Origin of the sequence: Paeniglutamicibacter sulfureus (assembly GCF_039535115.1) — a bacterium.
GTDB lineage: Bacteria > Actinomycetota > Actinomycetes > Actinomycetales > Micrococcaceae > Paeniglutamicibacter > Paeniglutamicibacter sulfureus.
This window is the reverse complement of sequence record NZ_BAAAWO010000001.1, coordinates 2,520,589-2,541,295: the sequence shown is the minus strand read 5'-3', so window position 1 is coordinate 2,541,295 and position 20,707 is coordinate 2,520,589. Positions and strand designations below refer to the sequence as shown.

The window sequence follows — 20,707 nt, the reverse complement described above, 5'->3', positions numbered from 1 at the left end:
TATGTTGGCTTCGGATTCCCCGGTGTTCCTGGGCGAAATGTCTTGCCAGAACGCTTAGCTAGGGATGTCGGCCTTCGCTGTTTCAAGAGGTGCATCTTTCATGCGTCGCCGGGCTTCCTTGTGCCGGTTGACCGGGGTGGTGGCAAGCACGCGCTGGACCATCGTGGCCATGAAGCGGGCCGGATGGATGTCTTCCGCACGTTCATCAAAGAGCAGGTTTACCGGGGGGATCTTGGCAAGGATTTCTTCGGCATTGAAAGCATCCGTGGACTCGGGCGCCTCGGGTTCGTCTTCTTCCTGCACGCCGGCTGCGACCAGTGGATCGTCGCCTTCATCTGCATTGTCGTGTCCCTCGGGTACGGCTACGTCATTGCTGTAGTCGATCATGAGGAGACCAACGGCGTGGTAGGCGTCGTCCTCGTTGCCCAGTTTGTGGAGCAGGTCGATGATCCATTCCGCCGTGTCGGGGGCTTCATCCAGGATGGTGGAGCGGAGTCCATACACAAAACCGAGTGCTGCCAGCGGATGCCTTAGCCGAAGGTTCTTGGCATCCCCGTAGCTTTCCTCGACGCGGTTGGCGGCGTTCTTTCCAAAGCTGGAGTCCATCCGCTTGGTGCTGATGAGTACTTCGGGGCCGGTGTCCCAATCCGACATGAGCACATCGACTTGCTTGAAGTAGTTCTTGCCCAGGATGTTGGCGCTGGCCGAAACAACGCCCTTCGTGGCGGTCTTTCGGCTCAGGCGCTGCTGTATTTTTTGCCGTTCGGCGACAGGCAATGCCGCGAGCAGGTTTGCGATCGCTTTGGGCATGATGCGGGGGTGCTCGGCCCGCGGCCAAGTGGCGTCCTTGTCAAAGCCTGCCCGGCGCAGTTCATAGGAGACCCACACATCCAGGGACAGTGCGGGGATGCCGCTTTGGGTCACCGCCTTTAGATAGAGGGGTACGGCGAGCAGGAGCTTCAGGGTGGCGAAGTCGGGTTGGTAGACCAGTTCCTTGGGGCCCGTGCGGAGCCAGGGGTTCGAATGGATACCCTCGGGCGCCGCATCTGCGACGATCCGGTCGAACAGTGCCCAGGCGGTGGTTTTCATGCTCGGGCTAGCTGCCACTTTTGGACCTCGTTACGCGTCGTTCGGAAAGGGTGTGGTGGGCGGATCGAATTCCGTCAAGCTCGTCCTGGGACAACAAGCCATTGTTGAGCAGCAGCGCTTGGTCCACCAGGGCGACGGCATCGAGCAGTTTCCCGTTTTGCAGTAGCCGGGCCACCTGTTCGCGGACTGAACGCAAGGCGTCGGCACGTTCAGCCACCAGGGTGGCGGAGGGCATGAACCACACGTCCGCTTCGCGTGGCTCGAGTTTGAGGATGCCCCCGCCGTAGGAGCGACCGACCATTTCGGCGCTCAGCAGGGTGGCGGAGTTCAGGCTGGCCACGGGAAGCAGTTCCCGGCCCAGGTCCTGGAGCTCGGGCTTCAGGTATACCCCGTGAACGGAGTTCAAATGATGAGCGTGGGCTTCGTTCGTGGTCAAGCGGGCAGTGTCAGCGTTCATGCAAGTCAGCATGAGGTCGGCGGGTTTGACCAGGGGCACTTTGTACCAGGGGGTCCTGACCCGGCATTTGTAGGCCCGGTCGACGCCGGCGGTGTGCCCGGCCTCAATGTAAGCGGCCGAGGCCGGCGAGGGATTTCCCTCCGGGCGGAAAAGGTACGTGGACTTTCCTGCCGCCCCGAGGCGTGTGAGCATGTCGGCGCTCAACGACAGGCCCCGCAGGTGGGTGCTGCCGGGGGGCGAGAGGCGCAGGAGGTCTCGGCGGGGGATGCCCAGTTCTTTGACCCTGGCAGGGGAAAGGGTGAAATAGCCGTTGTTTCCGGTGACCATTCCCAGTGTCGTATCCCCCCACTGTTCCAACATGGTGAAGTTTCCAGCGGACCGCAGAGCGGCGAGGGGCTCCAGTGCGGCGCTGCCGACCATGCTGGCCGTCCATTTACCCGCAGGATCCACCGGTGCCCAGCGTTTTCCGACGGTGTCCGAAAGCAGGTCCTCGGCATTTTGGACCTGGCGGATAATGGCTGCGTCAGTGGGCCCTTCATTGAAACCCTCCGCCAGGAGCAGGACAACGTCGGCCTCGGCTTCCGGGAACACCTGTTCCTCAAACAAGACAAGTTCCACGCGACGGAACCGGTCAAAGAGGAAACGCCGCACCACGGAGGCGTAGTTCACGCTCAGGAGCTCTGCCGGCAGGACCAGACCGAGCCTTCCCCCGTCCTTCAGGAAAAGAGCGGAATGCACTGTAAACGCCGCCCAGCTTGAGGCAAGGCCGGTCAGTGCGACCCCGGCCTTCAGTGCCGCGGCGCGTGAGCGGGCGCGGGACTCACCCCGGAAGTCTTGGTAGCGGATATATGGTGGATTGCCGATGACCGCGGAAAAGTCCTGGCGTGGTTCCACCAGGAAGAAGTCGCTCACGGTGATGCGGGGGGTCCCGCCTGCTTCGAGGACCCGGGCGTTGGCCACTTGTGCGCTGTGGGCATGGATCTCAACACCCTCCACGACCGGATTGGTTTCCGGGGAAGGATCGAGCTCACCCAGGCGGCGTACGGCTTCAACCATGAAAGCGGCGTCCCCGGCCGATGGTTCCAAGAGCCGGTCCTGTGGGTCACGGATCGCCCAGTTGGCGATGAAACGTGTGATGGCCGGGGGAGTGAAAAATGCCCCGCGGGCCTTACGGAGGTCCGCTGTATCGGTGGGATGGGACAGGACGGACTCAAGCATGGATCCATTCTGTCGTGGACCCCCGACACTTATCTAATCCAGGACCAGGGAACCGAGCAGGCTTGTCTCTGAAACGGTCAAGAATGCGAAGAAATTCATTGGAATCGAAGGAGAATCAACCAGTTCGACCTGGGGGGAGTCGAAACGAGCAACAGGAAAGTTCGGCCGATAACTCATCCTCACCTGGCTCCCCGGACTTCCGGTGTAGCGGCCCCGCTTCCACCCACTATTGGAACGCTGCAACGGCATATCAGGCAATCAGTCAGCGAGACGGTACCATTGTGGAACCATACGCACGAGCCGGCTCCGACATTACGAGTGCCAAAAAGGAGCTGATTTGGGAGCAACGGCGTCCCCCTCGCATCAGGACTGGGAAGACTCTCGTTTCGTGGTACGTTCGATCGTCGTGGGTCTATGCACCGTCATCCCTGGGATGATCATGTTGTGGATTGCCTCGTCTCTCGATAGCGGCGTGTGGGCAACATTCTGGTCCGGCATCAGCACGACCGTCATCAGCGCTGGCATCCTAGGCGTGCTGTACGAGGCGTTCCTCAAGCGAGCCCTCGTTCGCGATATTCAGCAGGGGTCTCAGATTGATTACCGGCTATTAAATGCTGGCATTACGGATGCGACCTTAGATCCTGACTCCGTGAGTTTGAAAGAGATATTTGGTGCATCTAACAAACTAGACATAGTGCCATCTCATCCATTGACTTGGCATGACAATAACTTCACTTGGCTAATACGACTCGTGCAAGAACGTCAAATAACATGCCGAATCTATCTCCCTGAACCTATCAAGTATGGGCGCTTGCTTGAAGCCGTCGTGGATGGCGATCCGCAGCTGGCAACTGCAGAACACTGTTCGGCGAAGTTCAATCAATACATGCAATATTGGGAATCACAAGACGCGAATAGCAATAACAGCACTCTCGAAGTCTTCTATTACGGAGGATATCCGCAATCGGGCTTCATCGTTTCTGATACCTCTGCCGTTATTTACGCGAGCCCTCCTAAAGGCAATAGCGCCATAAACAACATTGCCTATATCTATCGGAGTAAAGCGGCGAAAGCGACAATCGGCTGGCTCCAGAGCGCCATTCGGCAGCTCAACGCCGCCCCGGTCGCTGGAACTCAACCCGACCAGCGCACGCCCGAACAGATTCTTCCTCTCTCTACTCCTAACCTTCCGACTGAGATCCAGCGGGAGGATGTCACCGCCGTAGAAACTGAGGGCACCTGATGCACGCCTCGCCTATTAGACGAGACCTCGCTCTCGATGATGTATTGCAGCTGATTGAAGCAGGTGCATTTGGATTACCTGACTTCCAGCGTCCATTCAGCTGGGGTACGGATCAAGTGCGGAGCCTCTTAGCCACTGTCTTTATGGGGTGGCCCGCAGGTCTGATTCTGCTGATGGAGGCTCCACCGACAGACTTCTTCGCTGTCCGCTCCTTGGAAGGGCTGTCAGCCAACACTTCCACTGGTTTCAGGCATCTCATCCTTGATGGACAGCAGCGTGCCACCGCGCTCGCACAAGCTTTTGGATTGACTAGCAGCAAGAATGAACCAGCTTGGTATCTGGACGTCGAGAAATTTGAGGAAGGATACGCGCGCGGCGACATTGAAGACGCTTTTGTCCGCCGCGCGGGAAGCGCACACCCTGACCAAACCAAGCTGTTAGTGCCGCTGTCGGCTCTTCGTAGCCCTGCAAACTTCCAGCGTTGGCGGGATCAAGCTCCATCAGTAATTTTCGAACCGTTGAGTGCGAGACAAGATTCATATGACCATGTAAATAGGCTATGGGTAGATTTGCTCGCTGGAGCGCGCAGGTTTCAGTTCCCCTGCAGCATCCTGCCGGCCGACATGCCCCTCTCCTCTGTGGCAATGATCTTCGAAAAACTCAATACAGCCGGACTCTCGCTCGACACATTCGATCTGGTCGTTGCTCACGTCTATAAAGATGGTCACAACTTAAGAGCCGTCTGGGAATCGGAGGTCGCCGACAGACCAATATTGCGTAATTTTTCCCCCAATGACCCCCTTATAGCTGCCGAACTGGTAGCGATGGTTCAGCTAGGCAATACAAGAAGGTCCGGACTTCTGAGCATCGATGCAGAAGTGCTCTGGAATTCATGGACAAAAGCCATCAAAGCGATTGAGTCCGCTGCGAGGTTCTTGACCGACCGAGCGGGCATCTTAAACTCCGCCCAGCTCCCACATCGCGGGATACTTCTCGCCCTCGCCGGAGCAGCTTATGACCTTGGCGGGCTCGACGCGACGCTAGAAGACATGCTCCTACACTGGGTGTTTTCACGAGGGTTGACTGAGCGGTTCAACGCTGCGGTAAACACACGCGTCGTCTCCGAGTATCGCCTTCTGGTACGAGCAGCCCGGGGGGAAAACGCCATCTTAACAAACGCTGACGGATTGAATCTGGTGAGCGCAACCAAACGTGCAAACTCCAGCATCTACCTGACGCTGCAAGCAATGATCAGAAGACGATTCCCTTCCGACTACCCCGATGGGCTTATAGCAATATCTGTGTCCCCTGAATGGTCACGTGCATTCTCAATTCTGGGGGGGTCCGACGAAGCCTCACCCGATCGAGCTTTGGGTGTCATTCTCGGTAGTGCGCGAACTGAGAAACGACTTCGCGAACAAACCCTTCGAGAAACTTACGAACAGCTACAGCTGCTGGACGAAAAACAAGTAGATGAGTTTCTGAAAAGCCAGATTCTTCCACCCCTCAAATCCGATGCATGGGATGATGTTGGGAAGTTCTTGGCTGCGCGTGGAGCAATGTTTGTGAAGGAATTGACAGTGCTTTCGACGCGTTCGCGAAAAGACACCAAACTATCTAACCGTCCCATTGTGGAGACCGAAGCCACCCTAGATCTAATCCGCGACTGGCTCACACGAACTGACCGCGCATCGACAGATTTCGCTCGTTTGGAAGTCGGAAGGCGTGTAGCGGAGACTCTTTATGACCAAGGCAAGCCTGGCGACGCAGTAGCAATGTTTCAGCTACTCCTGGAGTCCGCGGGCCCCTGGTCACTTGCGGAACGAGTAGGGCTCTCCCTGCTACAGGCTCGCGCTCTCGCGTCGTCTGGGATGTCTCATGAAGCGATGGTTGTATTGGAAAGGGCTCAGCGAGATGCCACAAACTCTGACCAAGACCAAGACATCATTGATCTCCTTCCCCATATTTCAGCTGAGCGAGGCGCCCTGTTGATCGACTCCGGGCACCCTGCAGAAGGAGTCGCAGTACTCTGGGATCAGTTGAATTCATCGTCACCTGAGACGATGTCGTATCGTCTCGCCGCATCAATGATGCTCGACTATGCATCAGGTCTTGTCCAAATCGGCGAGACGATTCAAGCGAAAAACGTAGTAAAGGAGCTGCTCGACAAAGCGGAGTTGGGACTGGTAGAGAACTTCCCGGATCTCGCGGAACGCGCCCAGCGTTTGGTTCTCGACAGCTAGTCACGTTGGCTCGCCGTATACAGGCGAACGATTGCTCTCTATGTTGTTCGTTGCACGATCCGGTACACCGTGCTTCGTGCGACTCCGAACAGTTCCGCGATTTCCGCGCTGGTGTGCTTGCCTCCGTGGTGGAGGGCGACGAGGTGTTTTTCCTGGGTGGGGGAGAGCTTGGGTTGCTTGCCGCGGAGCCTGCCCTTGGCCTTGGCGATTTGCATGCCCTCGCGGGTTCGGGGTTTCGGTAGTAACGACGTGAAATTGCGCGCTAGGCCTCAAATGACTTGTTAGGGTAAACCCCAAACAGACGTAAGCCTGATGAAGCGTGTGGTTTTCAACGCTAAATGTCGTAGCCACAAGCCTCGGAAGGTGCTTCGGCCCGCCACGGTGCCAGTCCAACGGGCGACCATGAAGCCGCCCAAGCCCTCGTGGGGATGCGCGGTCCATGGGCGCCCACCCTTACCGCCTGGCAGGTATTCCCGTCCGCGCGGCACGCAATCAGCGGGGTGGGACATCGATCAGATGTAGCGGCAGACCTGGTCGGAGGAGCAGGAATCCGGCTCCGGCTTGCTTGCCTTTTCGTGGAGCTGGAAAATGGTTTCCCGGAGGGCCAGGAGTTCGGCGATCTGGGCATCGAGTTCCCCGAGGCGCTGCCCGAGCAGGCCCTGGACGTGCGAGCACGGTGTCTGGCCGTGCTCGCGGATCTTCAGGATCTGGCGGATCTGGGCGAGGGTGAGCCCGGCGGCCTGGCCGCGGTGGATGAATGCGACCTTCCCCACGGCATCCTCGGCGTAGTCCCGATAGCCGGATGCCAGGCGCTCGGCGGGAGGGAGTAGCCCCGACTCCTCGTAGAACCGCAGGGTCTTGGTCGTCGTGCCAGTTGCTTCCGCGAGCTGTCCGATCCTCATGTTCCCCGATTCCTCCTTCGGTGGCCACCCAACTTGACCTTCCATTGTACTGGAAGGTTCATGATGGTTCATAGGACGTTTTGCACCACAGGGAAGAGGTAGCTGGAATGACAAACGAACAGTTCGACTTGGCGATCATTGGTTCCGGGGGCGGCGCGTTTGCGGCCGCGATCCGAGCCACCGGATTGGGCAAGCGGGTCGTGATGGTGGAGCGCGGCACCGTGGGCGGGACATGCGTGAACACCGGATGCGTGCCCTCAAAGGCGCTTCTGGCCGCCGCGGAGGCCCGCCACGTGGCGTTGGACTCGGCCCGCTTCCCCGGGGTGGCGACCTCGGCGGGCCCGGTGGACATGCCGGCCCTGATCCAGGGCAAAGCCGCGCTGGTTGAAAGCATGCGGTCGGAGAAGTACGTCGATCTGGCCGCGGACTACGGCTGGACGATGATCTCGGGGGACGCATCGTTCACCGGGACCCAGAACGCACCACTGCTCCGGGTCGCCTCCCCGGACGGTACGGTGAGAACGATCGAGGCCGGGCACTACCTCGTGGCCACCGGCGCCGCACCCTGGGTGCCGTCCGTCCCCGGACTGGCCGAGGCCGGGTACCTGACCTCGACCACGGCGATGGAACTGGACGAGGTTCCCGAATCATTGCTGGTCCTGGGCGGGGGCTATGTTGCCCTGGAAATGGCGCAGCTTTTCTCCCGGCTGGGCTCCCGGGTGACCATGCTGGTCCGTTCCCGGCTGGCCTCGCAGGAGGAACCGGAGGCATCCAAGGCCCTTGCGGGGGTGTTTGCCGACGAGGGCATCCGGGTGGTCCGGCGGGCCATGGCCGACTCCGTGGCCTCCGGCCCGGACGGGATCTCGGTGACGGCAAGCGTGGCCGGGGGCGAAGAAGTGTTCCGCGCTTCCCACATCCTCGTGGCACTTGGCCGCCGCCCAGTGACCGAGGGGCTGGACCTTGATGCCGTCGGCGTGAAGACCGGCGCCACAGGCGAGATTCTGGTCGATTCCCGTCTGGCCACGTCCAACCCGCGCATCTGGGCCGCCGGGGACGTGACCGGACATCGGGAGTTCGTTTACGTTGCCGCGGCCCACGGCGCGATGGCCGTGGACAATGCGTTCACCGACGCCCTGGCCGAGGTCGACTACCGGCACCTGCCGCGGGTCACCTTCACCAGTCCCGCCATCGGGTCGGTCGGCATGACGGAAAAGGAAGCCGTCGCTGCCGGGATCCGTTGCGAGTGCCGGGTCCTGCCCCTGGAGTACGTGCCGCGAGCCGTGGTCAACCGCGACACCCGCGGCTTCATCAAGGTTGTCGCCGAGCTCGGCACCGGACGGATCCTGGGCATTTCCGCGGTGGCCAAGGACGCCGGGGAAATCGCCGCCGCCGGCGTCTACATCCTCGAAGCGGGAATGACCACCGCGCAGGTCGCCGCCGCCTGGAGCCCCTACCTGACGATGGCCGAGGGCATCAGGATCGCCTGCAAGGCCTTCACCACCGACGTCGCCAAGCTCTCCTGCTGCGCCTGAGTGCAACCCATCTGAAGCAAAGGAATTCCATGACCACCATCGACCACCAGGCCCTCACCTACCTGTTGTCCCCCGCGCGCTCCGGAATCGACCCGAAATTGTTCGTGCCGCTGCTGCGGCTCCTGGCCGAGGGCGAGCCCGTAACGATCGCCGAACTGGCCACCGCCAGCGGCCGGAGCGAAGACACGGTCCGGCAGGGACTGGCCGCCGTCCCGGACACCGAGTACGACGACGAGGGCCGCGTCATCGGCCTCGCCCTGACGATGCGACCCACCCCGCACCGCTTTACCGTCGCCGGGGAACAGCTCTACACCTGGTGCGCCCTGGACACCCTCTTCTTCCCGGCCCTGATCGGGAAGGCCGCAACCATTGAGTCGACCTCCCCGGGCAGCGGGACCCTCATCCGGGTGGCGACCGGCGCGGACGGCACGGTGACCTCCGTGCAGCCGGCCACCGCCGTCGTGTCCCTCATCAGCCCGCGGGGCACGGGGCCGGTGCGGTCCTCGTTCTGCAACCAGATCCATTACTTCGCCTCCCGCGAGGACGCCGGTCCGTGGCTGGACGCCCACCCCGACGGCGAAGTCCTGGACATCGAGGCGGCACACCGGGCCGGCGCCGCCATCGCGGCCTCGATGCTGTCGGATGCAACCTGCGCGGATCCGGGTTCGGACACGCGAAACGACTGCTGCGCACCGTGACGCCCACACGCCGGGAACCGGGGGGTGCACGTGCCTGGCCCATCGTTTCGGCAAACGGGGCGCGCGCCTAGAAGGCAGGTCGGTGCAGGCGGCATCAGGCCGGATGCCGCTTCGTGCAGAGGACTCCGGGTGTCATTTTCGCCTGCACAGTCAGAAGTCCTCTGCACTGCGGTTTCGCGTCCGCAAGCGGAACGGCAACCGGGACCGTGGAGATCAACGCCAAATGGCCTGATTCCAACGGTGCCTGGCGGCTGTTGAACAGGGCTGCCTTCGACCGCGGCAAAATGCACCCGCAGGGAACGAAGCCCGCCGCGCCGGTCCCGGGGAGTACCCCGGGAGCGGCGGTTATCCGCCGGTGAAGGCCGGGAAGAAGCGAAGGAACACGGATCCGGCGACCGCGACATAGGCGATGGCCACGAGCGTGCCGGCCCAGTCGGCAGCGAACCGGACCACGGCCCGCGGCGCGGGGATGACCCCGTGGACGAGGTTGCGGACCGTGAGCAGGATGAACAGGGGGATCATGGCCGCCCACACCACCATGCAGTACAGGCACAGAATGTAGATCTCAAAGAGGGCCTGGCTCCAGAGCCAGATGACGAACACCGTCCCCAGGGTCACCCCGGCCTGCAAGCCGGCCCAGTACCAGCGCCCCGGGGCGGCCCCGGAGAGGACCGCCATGGCGGTGGCCAGGACGACGGCGAACGCGACGATGCCGATCAGCGGGTTGGGGAAGCCGAACAATTCCGACTGCCAGGTGCCCATGACCCGCCCGCAGGAGACCCACGGGTTCACGTCGCAGCTGGTGACGTGGCCAGGGTCCTTGTACAGGGCCAGTCGTTCCAGGACGAGGACGGCCGAGGCGACCCAGCCCACGACCCCCGTCGCCAATAGCAGGAACCCGAACGCCCGTGGGCGGGCAAAGCGGGGAACCCGGGGCTCGAGTCCTTGGGGGCCGGCTACGACAGGGCCGGTGTCTGGTGTGCTCATGGCGTCTTCTCCAGGCTCGGGACGGCGGACTAGTTGGCGGCGGCTTCTTCGATGGCGGCCACGAACTGTTCCAGGCTCTGGACCGTGAGCATCTTTCCCTCGAGGAAGAACGTCGGGGTTCCGCTGACGCCCAGGGCCTTGCCGTCGGCGATGTCCAGCTTGATGCGGTCCTGGGTGGCAGGGTCGGCGACGGAGGCATCGTACGCGGCCAAGTCCAGGCCGAGGTCCTCGGCGTAGGTGCGGAACAGGGCGCTCTTGTTGTCCGCCGACTCGCCCCACTGGGCTTGGGTCTCGAACATCTTCTTGTACATCGGTTCGTAGGCACCCTGCAGGGCCGCGGACTCCACGGCCAAGGCGGCGTTCATGGAGTTCAGGTGCCCGGGCAGCGGGAAGTACCGCTGGACGAAGGTGATGTTCTCCGCGTATTCGCCGCGCAGCTCCTCGATGACCGGGTAGAACGCGCCGCAGGACTCGCACTCGAAGTCCAGGAACTCCACCAGGACCGCCTTTTCGTTCGGCGCCTGGGAGAGCACCCGGCTGTTCTCCCGAACGACCTGCCCTTCCGTTGCGGTGGCGCCGGTGGCTGCGGTTTTGGCGTTTCCCTGGGCGAGAACGTAACCGACGATGGCAGCGACAACGATGGCGGCCAGCAGGGTCCAGACGATGATCTTGGATTTCTTCGGGGAGCGGGTGGATTGCGGGGTGGTGCTGTTCATGCGGTGTTCCGTTCCTTGGCTGGCGGGTGCAAAGGAATGCCAGCCGGTGTCGTTATTGTTTTGCTGCTCCGGGAGCGAACGCTCATGAATCGTGCGGCAAGCCGTCCCGGCAAAGCGCTGGGACGATCTTTTTACAGTTTCTTGGACTTTGCCGGGACCAACGGGTGATCCCACTCGGGTTTCCGGGTGCCCTCGTTCAGCAAATGGAAAGCCCTCGCGCGACCCGAGTGGTCAGTCGTGGTCCCGGGAAGGGGCGGCACGAAGCGTGCCGAGGGCATACAGAACAACTCCCGCGGTGACAAACACATCTGCCAGGTTGAAGGTGGGGAACCACCCGGTGTGCAGGTAGTCCACCACGCCGCGCCCGTCGAGCCGGTCAATGAAGTTGCCGACGGCACCACCGAGCAGCAGGGTCGCGCCCGTTCGGGACATCCGGCCCATGGCTGGTGCGGAGGAAACCGCATACCAGGTCAGTGCGGCGATGATCAGCCCTGTTACCACCACGATGACCCAGGAGGGGAGGTCCGCGCCAAAGCTGAACGCTACGCCCGGGTTATAGAGCAAGCGGATATTCACCAGCCCCAGGTCGGTGGTAGCACCGTTGGAAAGCAAGGTTTCGGCCAATGCCTTGAGGGCCAGATCGACGGCTGCCAGCGCGGCCGCGCCAAGAAGCATCGCGGTCCTGACCATACGCGTTCCCCGCTTCCGAGGGGCGGCTGTCTCCGGGGCCTGGGGGATCATGCCGCAGGCTCCAGGGACGGGACCGGCTGCGTGCTTTTCAGTGCGGCCTTGCCGCTGATCCGGCCGGCCCGGACTCCGTTGGCGATCACGACGATTTCTGCCAGCTCGTGGATGAGGACCACCGCGGCCAACCCGAGGACCCCGAAGAGGGCCAGGGGGATCAGTGCGGCAATCAGCAGCAGGGACAGGCCCACGTTCTGGAGCATGATGCGCCGGGTGTTGCGCGCGTGGTCCAGTACCTGGGGCAGGTGGTTTAGGTCCTCGCCCATCAGGGCGATGTCCGCGGTTTCGATGGCCACGTCGGTGCCCATGGCACCCATCGCGATTCCGCTATCGGCCGTGGCCAGGGCGGGCGCGTCGTTGACTCCGTCCCCGACCATCGCGGTGGGCTGCCGGGATTGGAGGGTGCGGATGATCTCCGCCTTGTCCTCCGGGCGCAGATCGGCATGGACTTCGGTAATGCCCGCGGCCTTGCCCAGGGCCGTTGCGGTGATGACGTTGTCCCCGGTGAGCATGGCCGTGGTGTATCCGGCCGCGGTGAGCCTTGCGATGACCTCGCGGGCCTCGGGGCGCAGCTCGTCGCGGACGCCGATGGCACCGATGACCTGCCCGTCCTCCTCGATGAGCACCGAGGTGGCACCCGCGTGCTGCATACGCTCGATGTCCGGGGCCAAGGCACCGGCATCGATCCAGCCCGGGCGACCAAGCCGGACACGCCTGCCCTCGATCCGCCCCTCCAGGCCCGCCCCGGGAATCGTGTCAACGTCGGTGACCGAAGCCCGGCCGGTGGTCGAGGCGAGGATAGCGCGGGCCAGCGGGTGTTCGCTGCGGGATTCCAGTCCCGCCGCGAGGGCAAGGACTCGTTCCCGGGTCGCGGATCCGGTACCCACGACCTCGATCACCGAAGGCTTGTTCCGGGTCAATGTTCCGGTCTTGTCCAGGGCGATGGTGCGGATCTTGCCCAGGGTTTCCAACGCGCCGCCACCCTTGATGAGCACCCCGATGCGGCTGGCGGCACCGACGGAGGCCACGACGGTCACGGGCACGGAGATGGCCAGCGCGCAGGGCGAGGCCGCCACCAGGACGACCAGGGCGCGTTCGAACCACAAGGCCGGTTCCCCGACGATGAAGCCGAAGATGATGATCAGGGCGGCGGCGATCAGGATGCCGGGGACCAGTTTCTTGGCAATGGAGTCGGCCAGCCGTTGGCCCGGGCCCTTGCGGGATTGCTCGGCTTCCACGATGTGCACGATCTTGGCCAGCGAGTTGTTCTCCGCGGTGCTGGTGACTTCGACCTCCAGCGGGCCGGTGCCGTTGATGGAACCGGCGTAGACCTCGGAGCCGGGGCCGACCTCGACGGGGACGGATTCGCCGGTGAGCGCCGAGGTGTCCAGGGAGGTGCGGCCGGTGAGGATCCGTCCGTCGGTGGCCAGGCGTTCCCCGGGCCGGACGACCATGCGGTCCCCGGGGACCAAGACGGAGGGGGATACCGTGGTTTCGATGCCGTTGCGCAGGATCCGGGCCTCGGCCGGAACCAGGTCCAGCAGTGCCCGCAGGCCGCGCCGGGTTTTTGCCAGGGAGTATTCTTCCAATCCCTCGGAAATCGCATAGAGGAAGGCCAGCATGGCCGCTTCCTCGAACTGGCCCAGTGCCACGGCACCGACGGCGGCGATCGTCATCAGCGTACCGACGCCGATCTTTCCCTTGAGAAGACGCCGGAGCGTGGAGGGAACGAACGTCCAGGCAGCAACCAACAGCGCACCGAGTTCCAGCGGAAGCGTCACGAACCGGGGGCCTGCTGCCAGCGAGGTGATCCACGCCGCCAGCAGCAGCACACCGGCCACGGCGGCCGCACGGACCTCGGTTACTTGCCAGAACCCCGTGGCCTCTTCGGCTTCACCGGGTTCGGTTGTCTCGTCGCTGCATCCGCAGGCGTCGCTCATCGGGCGTTCTCCTTTTCAATCATCGGGGCGGTGGTGCTGTCCGGGCCGTAGTTCGGGCACAGGCTGACCGCGTTGCCGGTGGCGGCCAGCAGGACCTCGGCCTGGGCGAGCATGTCCATCAGCTCCGGGCGGGACAGCGAGTAGTACACGCTGCGGCCCTGGGAGCGTCCCTCGACCAGGCCGCAGTCGCGCAGGCAGGCCACGTGCATCGAGGCCGTGGATTGGGCCAGGCCCAGCTCGCGGGTGAGGTCGCCGACCCGTACCTCGCCGCTGGCCATCCGCTTGACGATTTTCAGCCGGACCGGGTCGCCGAGGGAACGGAACAAGGCGGCCGCGGGGTCCAGCCCGCACGCGTCCACCGGAGCATCTTGATTGATCAGCATTTACTGATGATATCCCAAATTGCTGATCAATGGCATGAAGGCTGGTCGCTGGAGTCCACCCCGGCGGCTGCTCGGGTTGGCCCCGAACTTGCCGGGAGTTGCGTTCCGGGGCGTTCGCATCTCGGTCACGCCCCGCACGTCTGTCTCATAAATCTAAAGCTTTTCGAGACACCGGACCCGCGCCAATTTTGACCACCGGTCGCGGCGCAGTCCCGGGAGGCATTTTGTTCCAGAAAGTCGTCTTACCGTAAAGCGTCTCGTCCGCTTGGGTTCAAGGGGTTTTTGAGCCACAATGGCGGAGTGAGACTTTTGGGATACACGCGGGTGAGCACCTCGAGCCAGGATGCGCAGTTGCAGCTTGGCGCGCTGGTCAAGGACGGGGTGCAGAAACGGGACGTGTTCGCCGATGTCACCTCCGGCAGCAGGACCGCGATCGAGCGGCCCGGGATGAAGAAGCTGCTTGAGTACGCCGAGGCCGGAGACACCGTGGTGGTCTGGCGGGTCGACCGGCTCGGCCGATCCCTGGTCGATGTCCTGAACACCGTGAACCTGCTGCGCGAACATGGCGTGCAGGTCCGCTCCGTTTCGGACGGGATCGACCCCGCGACATCCACCGGGCGGATGATGCTGAACCTGCTGGCCTCCCTGGCCGAATACGAGCGCGAGCTAATCGTGGAGCGGGTCAATGCCGGAATCGCCGCGGCGCGTCAATCGGGCACCCGGTTCGGCCGGCCGCTCTCGGACCCGACGGTGATCGCGGACAAGCTCGCGATTGCGAAGGACGCCCGCGCGAAGGGACGCACCGCCGAAGAAGCGGCACGTTTGGTCGGGTGGAGTCGCGCGACGCTCTACCGTCACCTCGGTGCAGAGGCCAGATCCAGCAAGAGCCGCTGATCCCTGATGTCCCGACGCAGTGCTGCCGGCTTATGAACGACACCTGCCCGACGACATCGACGCAGGAAATCAAGACCTGTCTGTCCTGAGCGTGAATTTCCGTAAGGATCAGTCCCCGACACGCTCAGAAGAGTCAGCCCTCCGGCTGGAGCTGTTTTCTCAGTGGGCGCAGCCCGTCGGGCGTTGGTGCGGTGAAAGCGTAACGGCCGAGCGTGTTGATGTGCTGATTTCCCAGCGGTGACAAGCGGGCGATGTCGTTTTCGGAGATCTCTGCTCCGGCTTCGCGCAGGGCGGCAATGGCGGCGTCCGTATAACGGGTGTTCCACAGCACGACGGCGTTGAGCACCAGGCCGAGCGCTCCGAGCTGGTCTTCTTGCCCCTCGCGGTAGCGCTGGTAGACCTGGCCGCGCCGCCCGTGGAAGATCGCCCGGGCCAGGCGGTGGCGTGATTCCTGGACGGTGAGCTGGGTGTTGATGGCCCGCCGGTAGGTCTCATCCGACGGATCGACCAGAGCCAGCAGATGAAGGGTCTTGGCCATGCGCCCGTACTCGAGGATCGCGGAACCCAGCGGGGAGGGGGACCCATTGTCGCGGGTGAGCGTACGCAGCACGTCATAGGCGCGAACCGTCCCGGTCGCCAGCGATGCCGCCACCCGGGTCATGTCATCCCAATGGGCGCTGATCTTGTCCAGGCGAATCTTGTGCCTGGCAATGTCATTCAATACCCCATAGTCGCCCGGGTCCTGTCCGGGGGCTGTGGCGCGCCACAGTCGCTGGTCGGAGAGATCGGCGATCCGGGGTGAGAACTTGTAGCCGAGCAGGGTGAAAATCCCGAAGACCATGTCGGAGTAGGAAGCGGTGTCGGAGGCAACCATCTCGGGTTTGGGTCCGCCATCGAGATTGAGCATGGTGTCCAGCACGTACAGCGAGTCCCGCGCCGTGCCCGGCACGACCACGGCACCAATGCCTGAGACTTGGTCGTTGACGGCGTTGAACCACGTCAGCCCCCGCCCACGTCCAAAGTACTTCGGGTTCGGGGCGGCGTTGATCGTCCGGACCGGGACCACGAACCGCAACCCGTCGACCGAGGCCAGCAATCCGCCACCCCACGACGCGATGATTGGCACGCCGGACTGCGCCTCGATCAGCCGCCCGTTGGCGAGCGTGTGGGTCTCGGCGCGCACGTAGTTCGCCTCCACATGCCCCAACCTGTCCCGAGTCAGAGCCGGGTGCCCCTCGGCGACGACGGGTGTGAGCCCGACATTGCAGGCCTGAGCGGTCAGTACCGCGGCGACCGACAGCGGCAGATCACCCATTCTGGCACCGGCGCCGGACGCGTGGGTGTAGGAGTGAAGGAATCCTGTCCAGGAGTGAACCTCCAGGAGGATCTCGGGAAGGTCCACCCGTGGCAGCATGCCGGCAACCTGCGCCCGCAGGTTTGTCAGCGACTCGGGGATGACCAATGCGTCCAGGGGAGTCACCGAGAGTTTCACCCGCCCGTTGCCGTCCTCGACCAGGCGAAGGCTCGCCTCGGGGCCGGCCTGACCAATTGAGTCGGACAGGCCCCGCCACGCGGCATCCAGCACCTCGACCTTCCCGGCAAGGTGCTCACTCACCGGGCCTTCCAGGCTCAAGGACCGCAAGGCCTGCTCCCGCGCCGTGTCCCAGGCGGATCCGGTGAGCAGCTGGGCGCGCGGATCGCTCCACCGGGTCGAGGTCAGGGCGAACACGTCCCGGCGGCGCAGGCTCGCACGGAGCTGTTCCAGAACGCACACCACCCATGCATCCCGATTCACTTCGGACTCGCCCGCGGCTTCGAACACCACGCCATGCCAGGCCGGTGGCACCAGCGCTTCATCGACTTCCTCGCGTCGCACCCTGCGCCGACCCCGCAATCCGTCCAGTCCGGACAATGCGTCCAGGACTTGCTGCCCGACCGGGATGGCACCCCACGGAATTGTCGTGGACAACAGGCGCAGGAACGGAGCCACCGTGCGGAACCGACGCGCCATCTGCTCACGCATCGCCCCGGCAGCACCCCTCTGGTCCGGGACGAGTTCCCCCACCTTCGCCACCGCATCGGCAATCCGGTCACGGGCGGCGACTTGTTCCAGCGCCGCCCACGCTGCCACGACATCGACCTGTTCGCCGGATTCCCCAAGAACACGCAACAGCGTCTGCCCGACCCGGGCCAGGATGCTCGAGGCCTGCTCCAGCTCGGGCATCTTCGCCAATCGTTCCGCGGCCGCCGCTCGGCGCGAGGGGCCGAGCACCTTCGTGGTCATCAGCAGATCGAACAGGTCCAGCGCATCATCGACCGCTGCGGCTTCCAATGCCGCTACCGTTGCCACCAGCGTCGCCGAACGACGAGGCTCGGCCAGCCTCCGCAACGACTGTGCCTTTGCACCCAGCCCGTACCGTGCCAGCTCCCGCACCCGTGCTGCAGGTACCTCCGACATATCAACTGCCCCGGCCCCGAGCGTTCGGACCGCCTCGACCCGGTGCAACGCCTTCTCCAGCTCGGGACCCGAGACCCGCGTCGGGCCCGCCCGCAACGCCTCCAGCCTTGAAACCTGTTGGCCATGGTCCTTCTTGAGCAGACCGAGCAACGTGGCCGGGAGCCCGGCGTCGACTTGCTGCGCCGCCGCCGCGAGCATCGAGTGCATCCGCCCCTGTGCTGCCTCGCGTGAAGACTGCACCACCCGTACGAGCGTCGTCACCCCGGGCAGCAGTACCCGCTCACGGCGAAGCCACGCCGTCGCGTGCTCGAACAACACGGTCGGCCCCTCGCCATGGGTCCAAGCACGTGAGTACACAAACTCCGCCAACTCCCCGGGCACCGCCCCGATGCACTCGCGATACCCGTATGCGGTGCGGATCTCACGGGCATGGGTGTTGGCTGTCTCTACGCGTACGGTGTATCGCTTCACCGCAGAGGGGTCCGAAATCCCGAGCTGGGCAGCCAGATAGTCGACCACGGTCCACGGAACATCAAGCGGGTCCGCGAGGAACGACCCCAAGAAGCGGACGGTACCAACCTGCACGGCGAACCCCAGCCGATTGTGGTCTCCGCGCCGTTTGGCGATCAGCTCCCGGTCGGCATCATCAAGGTAAAAGAACCGCTCCAAGTCGGTTTGCAAGGGGTCCCCGCTAAACCGCCCGAACCTGGCGGCCTGCTCATCACTCAAGAAATCCACCGGCATGCGTTACACCCTACCCAGCAGCGGCGAAACCATGCACCGCGTGTCTTGGCGCGCAATTTCACGCCGTTACTACCGAAACCCCGGAATAGCCGAAAGGAAGCCACTGGCTTCCTTGGCAGAGATTGAGTGGTAAATGGTCTCCAGCGGAGCTGCATTGCAGCTGTACGTGCGTTCGATGGGATCCGACAGCGAGGAGAATTTCACATGCATAGCGCCAACCACTGTACCGATGGTCCCCAATGCCGGACTTGTGGCCGAAGCGGGCCCTCCCCCACCTCGCATCTATTGCAGTGAGGGCGGTTCATACGTCATTCCAGGAGGAAGTCCCGCAGAACGATGAGAACATCCACGCCGTTCTGGGCGGATGCAGGCAGGGTTCCCACGAATCCGGTTGCCAAGAAGATCACGGGGATCAGACATACGGCGAAAACCTTGGGACCCAGATCGAACTCCAGTTGAAACCGAAGATTTTTGGTCCTACTCTTGAATTTGAACACCATACTTCTATCAACTTCCTTGGCTTGAGCGTCTTGCGAATTGTTAGAGGATCCAAGAACACCCGGTTGCCGCCGGGTGTTCTTTTCTTTAATACGTCTTAAGGCCAGCTCGCGTCGAATATCACCATCAGAACATCACCTGAATCAATTCTATCTTTGGTGGGGCCCCGTGCTGTGGAACCACCATAATGTACGCGGTCGAGGTTCCGGGTCACTCCTCGCGCCAGCTTTTCCGCCTATATGGAATACGGCAGATATCGTCGTTTTACCAGTTCGCCCGCCACCCATGCATCTCGTTGTATTGGAGCGGAACGTTGCATAAGGATCCTCGGATTGCCCTAGTGGTCGCTGGCCAGCTCGAGGATTATCCGGCGCTGCAGGTCTTCCCCGTTGGCTCGACCCAAGAACCCCGGCATTGTTGGCATGCGGGGCCGCCCCTGCCCCTGCAAAACCTAAGACGACTGGGGAGGACCAACCGGGCCCTGGGGTTACTCCCCTGTCCATCGTCGCGGTGTTGTGGTGCACGGCGGCGGGGCCGCCGGTCGAAAGCCCAACGGAGCAATGGCCACACGGCATGCACCATGCTGGCAAAGTCTTGGACGTCGGCGAGCAAGTTGAACCAATCAAAGATAGTCATGACTACCTGAGTGCCGGTAGCGTCTGCTAGCTCTTCACGTCGCGCAACGAAGGTGCCCCTACCTATTGGCTCGATGTCGTGGTGCGCGGCGGCGACGGCGGCGGTCCGCCGGTGGAAGAGCCACTTGATTGACGGCCACATGGCCTGGGCAAGCTTGGGGTCTGAGTAGGAACGGAACAGAATTGTGCGTTAAGCATTCGACTCATGCTTATCTGAAAGACAGCTCTGAGTGGCAACCTCTTCCTTGACTTGGTCTATCGCTATTTTGCAACAGTCTGATGGATGCCAAGGGTGTGCGCTTCTCTGGGCCCGTCGATCAACCTTCGCGACGCTGCCCTTGACGTCGTCCTCCTAGCTAGACCACTTACTTTCTAGATAGATAGCGAACTGACACTCTTGCTATCTATCTAGAAAGTAAGTAAGTTAGAAATATGCAAACAATCATGGTGTACAGCGAATCTGGTGGCGTCAGTAAGACGACTACAGCGGTATCCATCGCGGCTGTAGCCGCATCACAAGGCCGTAAAGTGGTCCTGATAGATCTCGACCCTCGCGCGGCTGCTACAAAGTGGCTGAATGTGGCACCAAAAAGCGAAGGTTTGCACGTGGGCGCGATCTTGGCTGATACGGATCCGGAAGGCTGGGCATCAGAACTGGCAGTTCCGAGTGGCTGGTTCGAAACTTTGCGAATCATTCCTTCCTCACGGAATGTATCCAACCGTGAAGCTGACAATTCCGACCATTTGGAAACAAGACTCAAAGCATCGCTGATTGGGCTGGACACAGATTTGGTTGTGATTGACTGCCCCAACCGTCAAGGTGGCCCGCTCACGCAATCTGCCCTGAACGCATCCGACACCGTGGTCTACGCCGCAACGGCAAGCGGTGACGGGATTGACGGTTTTGAGGGGGCCCGAATGACCGTTGATAAATTCCGGCTAAACCGCAAGAGGCTTGGCGCGCCGGCCGTCCTGATTGAGGCCGGAATAGTGGTTGGCGGTGTTAAGGAGACAATCATGAGTCGACCGGCCAAGGCAGCGATAGATGAACTTCGAGAGACTGGGATGATGCTTACCCCGCTGGTTCCTGACCGTGCAATCGTTCCCGAAGTTCGGCTTACAGGGGAGTGGTATGGAAACTATCGAAAAGGGGCTCCCGTCTTAGCTGCATACGAAGAGATCGTAAAGAAAGTTGTCCGATGAAAAATCAGCCTGAACGTCCCGCAATGATTAAACGTGCACCTCGAGCAGCAGCTGATGAGGGTCGGGATCCCGTTGATACTAATCCTCCGGCCCAAACGCTAGCTCCACAAGTTTCTGACCGCC

The 20,707-nt window shown here is 62.5% G+C and carries 15 protein-coding genes and 1 pseudogene; 6 read left to right on the top strand and 10 right to left on the bottom strand.

Annotated elements, in window-relative coordinates; genetic code table 11:
• Positions 1–54 precede the first annotated feature (54 nt).
• Both ABD687_RS11605 and ABD687_RS11600 read right to left on the bottom strand, forming a co-directional pair.
• The gene (locus ABD687_RS11605; RefSeq protein ID WP_310291046.1) at positions 55–1,089 is read right to left on the bottom strand and encodes a hypothetical protein; all 1,035 of its coding nucleotides are present in this window, start codon (positions 1,087–1,089) and stop codon (positions 55–57) included.
• 7 nt (positions 1,090–1,096) lie between these two features.
• The gene (locus tag ABD687_RS11600; protein ID WP_310291047.1) at positions 1,097–2,764 is read right to left on the bottom strand and encodes an N-6 DNA methylase; all 1,668 of its coding nucleotides are present in this window, start codon (positions 2,762–2,764) and stop codon (positions 1,097–1,099) included.
• Positions 2,765–3,152: 388 nt separating this feature from the next.
• On the opposite strand from ABD687_RS11600, the gene ABD687_RS11595 reads away from it, so the two are divergent.
• Together ABD687_RS11595 and ABD687_RS11590 are read left to right on the top strand one after the other, a co-directional pair.
• Positions 3,153–4,007: a hypothetical protein gene (locus ABD687_RS11595; protein WP_310291050.1), complete on the top strand. Its 855-nt coding sequence runs from the start codon at positions 3,153–3,155 to the stop codon at positions 4,005–4,007.
• Positions 4,008–4,051: 44 nt separating this feature from the next.
• Complete coding sequence (locus tag ABD687_RS11590; RefSeq protein WP_310291051.1) at positions 4,052–6,250, top strand: DUF262 domain-containing protein; 2,199 nt, start codon at positions 4,052–4,054, stop codon at positions 6,248–6,250.
• Between the two features lie 38 nt (positions 6,251–6,288).
• On the opposite strand, the pseudogene ABD687_RS11585 reads toward ABD687_RS11590, so the two are convergent.
• Positions 6,289–6,492, bottom strand: a pseudogene (locus ABD687_RS11585) (helix-turn-helix domain-containing protein); the annotation flags it as partial.
• A gap of 270 nt (positions 6,493–6,762) precedes the next feature.
• A complete protein-coding gene (locus ABD687_RS11580; protein WP_096224027.1) occupies positions 6,763–7,152 on the bottom strand; it encodes a heavy metal-responsive transcriptional regulator in 390 nt (129 codons plus the stop codon).
• A 107-nt stretch (positions 7,153–7,259) separates the two neighbouring features.
• On the opposite strand from ABD687_RS11580, the gene merA reads away from it, so the two are divergent.
• A complete protein-coding gene (gene merA, locus ABD687_RS11575) occupies positions 7,260–8,684 on the top strand; it encodes a mercury(II) reductase (RefSeq protein WP_086996208.1) in 1,425 nt (474 codons plus the stop codon).
• A 29-nt stretch (positions 8,685–8,713) separates the two neighbouring features.
• Positions 8,714–9,382, top strand: coding sequence for an organomercurial lyase MerB (merB, locus tag ABD687_RS11570; RefSeq protein WP_086996206.1), 669 nt, complete (start codon positions 8,714–8,716; stop codon positions 9,380–9,382).
• Between the two features lie 345 nt (positions 9,383–9,727).
• On the opposite strand, the gene ABD687_RS11565 is transcribed toward merB, so the two are convergent.
• The 5 genes from ABD687_RS11565 to ABD687_RS11545 form a co-directional block, all read right to left on the bottom strand.
• Entirely contained in the window at positions 9,728–10,369 is a 642-nt protein-coding gene (locus ABD687_RS11565) for a vitamin K epoxide reductase family protein (RefSeq protein WP_086996203.1), read from the bottom strand.
• Positions 10,370–10,398: 29 nt separating this feature from the next.
• On the bottom strand, positions 10,399–11,085 hold the full coding sequence (locus ABD687_RS11560; RefSeq protein ID WP_086996200.1) for a DsbA family protein: 687 nt from the start codon (positions 11,083–11,085) through the stop codon (positions 10,399–10,401).
• Between the two features lie 231 nt (positions 11,086–11,316).
• The gene (gene lspA, locus ABD687_RS11555) at positions 11,317–11,775 is read right to left on the bottom strand and encodes a signal peptidase II (protein ID WP_241895392.1); all 459 of its coding nucleotides are present in this window, start codon (positions 11,773–11,775) and stop codon (positions 11,317–11,319) included.
• Between the two features lie 47 nt (positions 11,776–11,822).
• Positions 11,823–13,769 carry a heavy metal translocating P-type ATPase gene (locus ABD687_RS11550; RefSeq protein WP_086996194.1) on the bottom strand — a complete coding sequence of 649 codons (1,947 nt, stop codon included), beginning with the start codon at positions 13,767–13,769 and terminating at the stop codon, positions 11,823–11,825.
• Complete coding sequence (locus ABD687_RS11545) at positions 13,766–14,152, bottom strand: ArsR/SmtB family transcription factor (RefSeq protein ID WP_086996191.1); 387 nt, start codon at positions 14,150–14,152, stop codon at positions 13,766–13,768. Before ABD687_RS11545 ends, ABD687_RS11550 begins: the two co-directional genes overlap by 4 nt.
• A gap of 300 nt (positions 14,153–14,452) precedes the next feature.
• On the opposite strand from ABD687_RS11545, the gene ABD687_RS11540 reads away from it, so the two are divergent.
• Positions 14,453–15,046 carry a recombinase family protein gene (locus ABD687_RS11540; RefSeq protein ID WP_086996189.1) on the top strand — a complete coding sequence of 198 codons (594 nt, stop codon included), beginning with the start codon at positions 14,453–14,455 and terminating at the stop codon, positions 15,044–15,046.
• Between the two features lie 133 nt (positions 15,047–15,179).
• Here ABD687_RS11540 and ABD687_RS11535 read toward each other — a convergent pair whose 3' ends face one another.
• Positions 15,180–18,248, bottom strand: coding sequence for a Tn3 family transposase (locus tag ABD687_RS11535; RefSeq protein ID WP_310291064.1), 3,069 nt, complete (start codon positions 18,246–18,248; stop codon positions 15,180–15,182).
• A gap of 1,565 nt (positions 18,249–19,813) precedes the next feature.
• Here ABD687_RS11535 and ABD687_RS11530 point away from each other — a divergent pair.
• Positions 19,814–20,584: a ParA family protein gene (locus ABD687_RS11530; protein WP_176704941.1), complete on the top strand. Its 771-nt coding sequence runs from the start codon at positions 19,814–19,816 to the stop codon at positions 20,582–20,584.
• Positions 20,585–20,707 lie beyond the last annotated feature (123 nt).

What these genes read in the sequence shown, in the direction of transcription:
- ABD687_RS11600 (WP_310291047.1), bottom strand. Translation starts at nt 2,764, where the DNA reads ATGCTTGAGTCCGTCCTGTCCCATCCCACCGATACAGCGGACCTCCGT.
- merA (WP_086996208.1), top strand. Translation starts at nt 7,260, where the DNA reads ATGACAAACGAACAGTTCGACTTGGCGATCATTGGTTCCGGGGGCGGC.
- ABD687_RS11580 (WP_096224027.1), bottom strand. Translation starts at nt 7,152, where the DNA reads ATGAGGATCGGACAGCTCGCGGAAGCAACTGGCACGACGACCAAGACC.
- ABD687_RS11560 (WP_086996200.1), bottom strand. Translation starts at nt 11,085, where the DNA reads ATGAACAGCACCACCCCGCAATCCACCCGCTCCCCGAAGAAATCCAAG.
- lspA (WP_241895392.1), bottom strand. Translation starts at nt 11,775, where the DNA reads ATGGTCAGGACCGCGATGCTTCTTGGCGCGGCCGCGCTGGCAGCCGTC.
- merB (WP_086996206.1), top strand. Translation starts at nt 8,714, where the DNA reads ATGACCACCATCGACCACCAGGCCCTCACCTACCTGTTGTCCCCCGCG.
- ABD687_RS11545 (WP_086996191.1), bottom strand. Translation starts at nt 14,152, where the DNA reads ATGCTGATCAATCAAGATGCTCCGGTGGACGCGTGCGGGCTGGACCCC.
- ABD687_RS11550 (WP_086996194.1), bottom strand. Translation starts at nt 13,769, where the DNA reads ATGAGCGACGCCTGCGGATGCAGCGACGAGACAACCGAACCCGGTGAA.
- ABD687_RS11605 (WP_310291046.1), bottom strand. Translation starts at nt 1,089, where the DNA reads ATGAAAACCACCGCCTGGGCACTGTTCGACCGGATCGTCGCAGATGCG.
- ABD687_RS11565 (WP_086996203.1), bottom strand. Translation starts at nt 10,369, where the DNA reads ATGAGCACACCAGACACCGGCCCTGTCGTAGCCGGCCCCCAAGGACTC.
- ABD687_RS11535 (WP_310291064.1), bottom strand. Translation starts at nt 18,248, where the DNA reads ATGCCGGTGGATTTCTTGAGTGATGAGCAGGCCGCCAGGTTCGGGCGG.
- ABD687_RS11530 (WP_176704941.1), top strand. Translation starts at nt 19,814, where the DNA reads ATGCAAACAATCATGGTGTACAGCGAATCTGGTGGCGTCAGTAAGACG.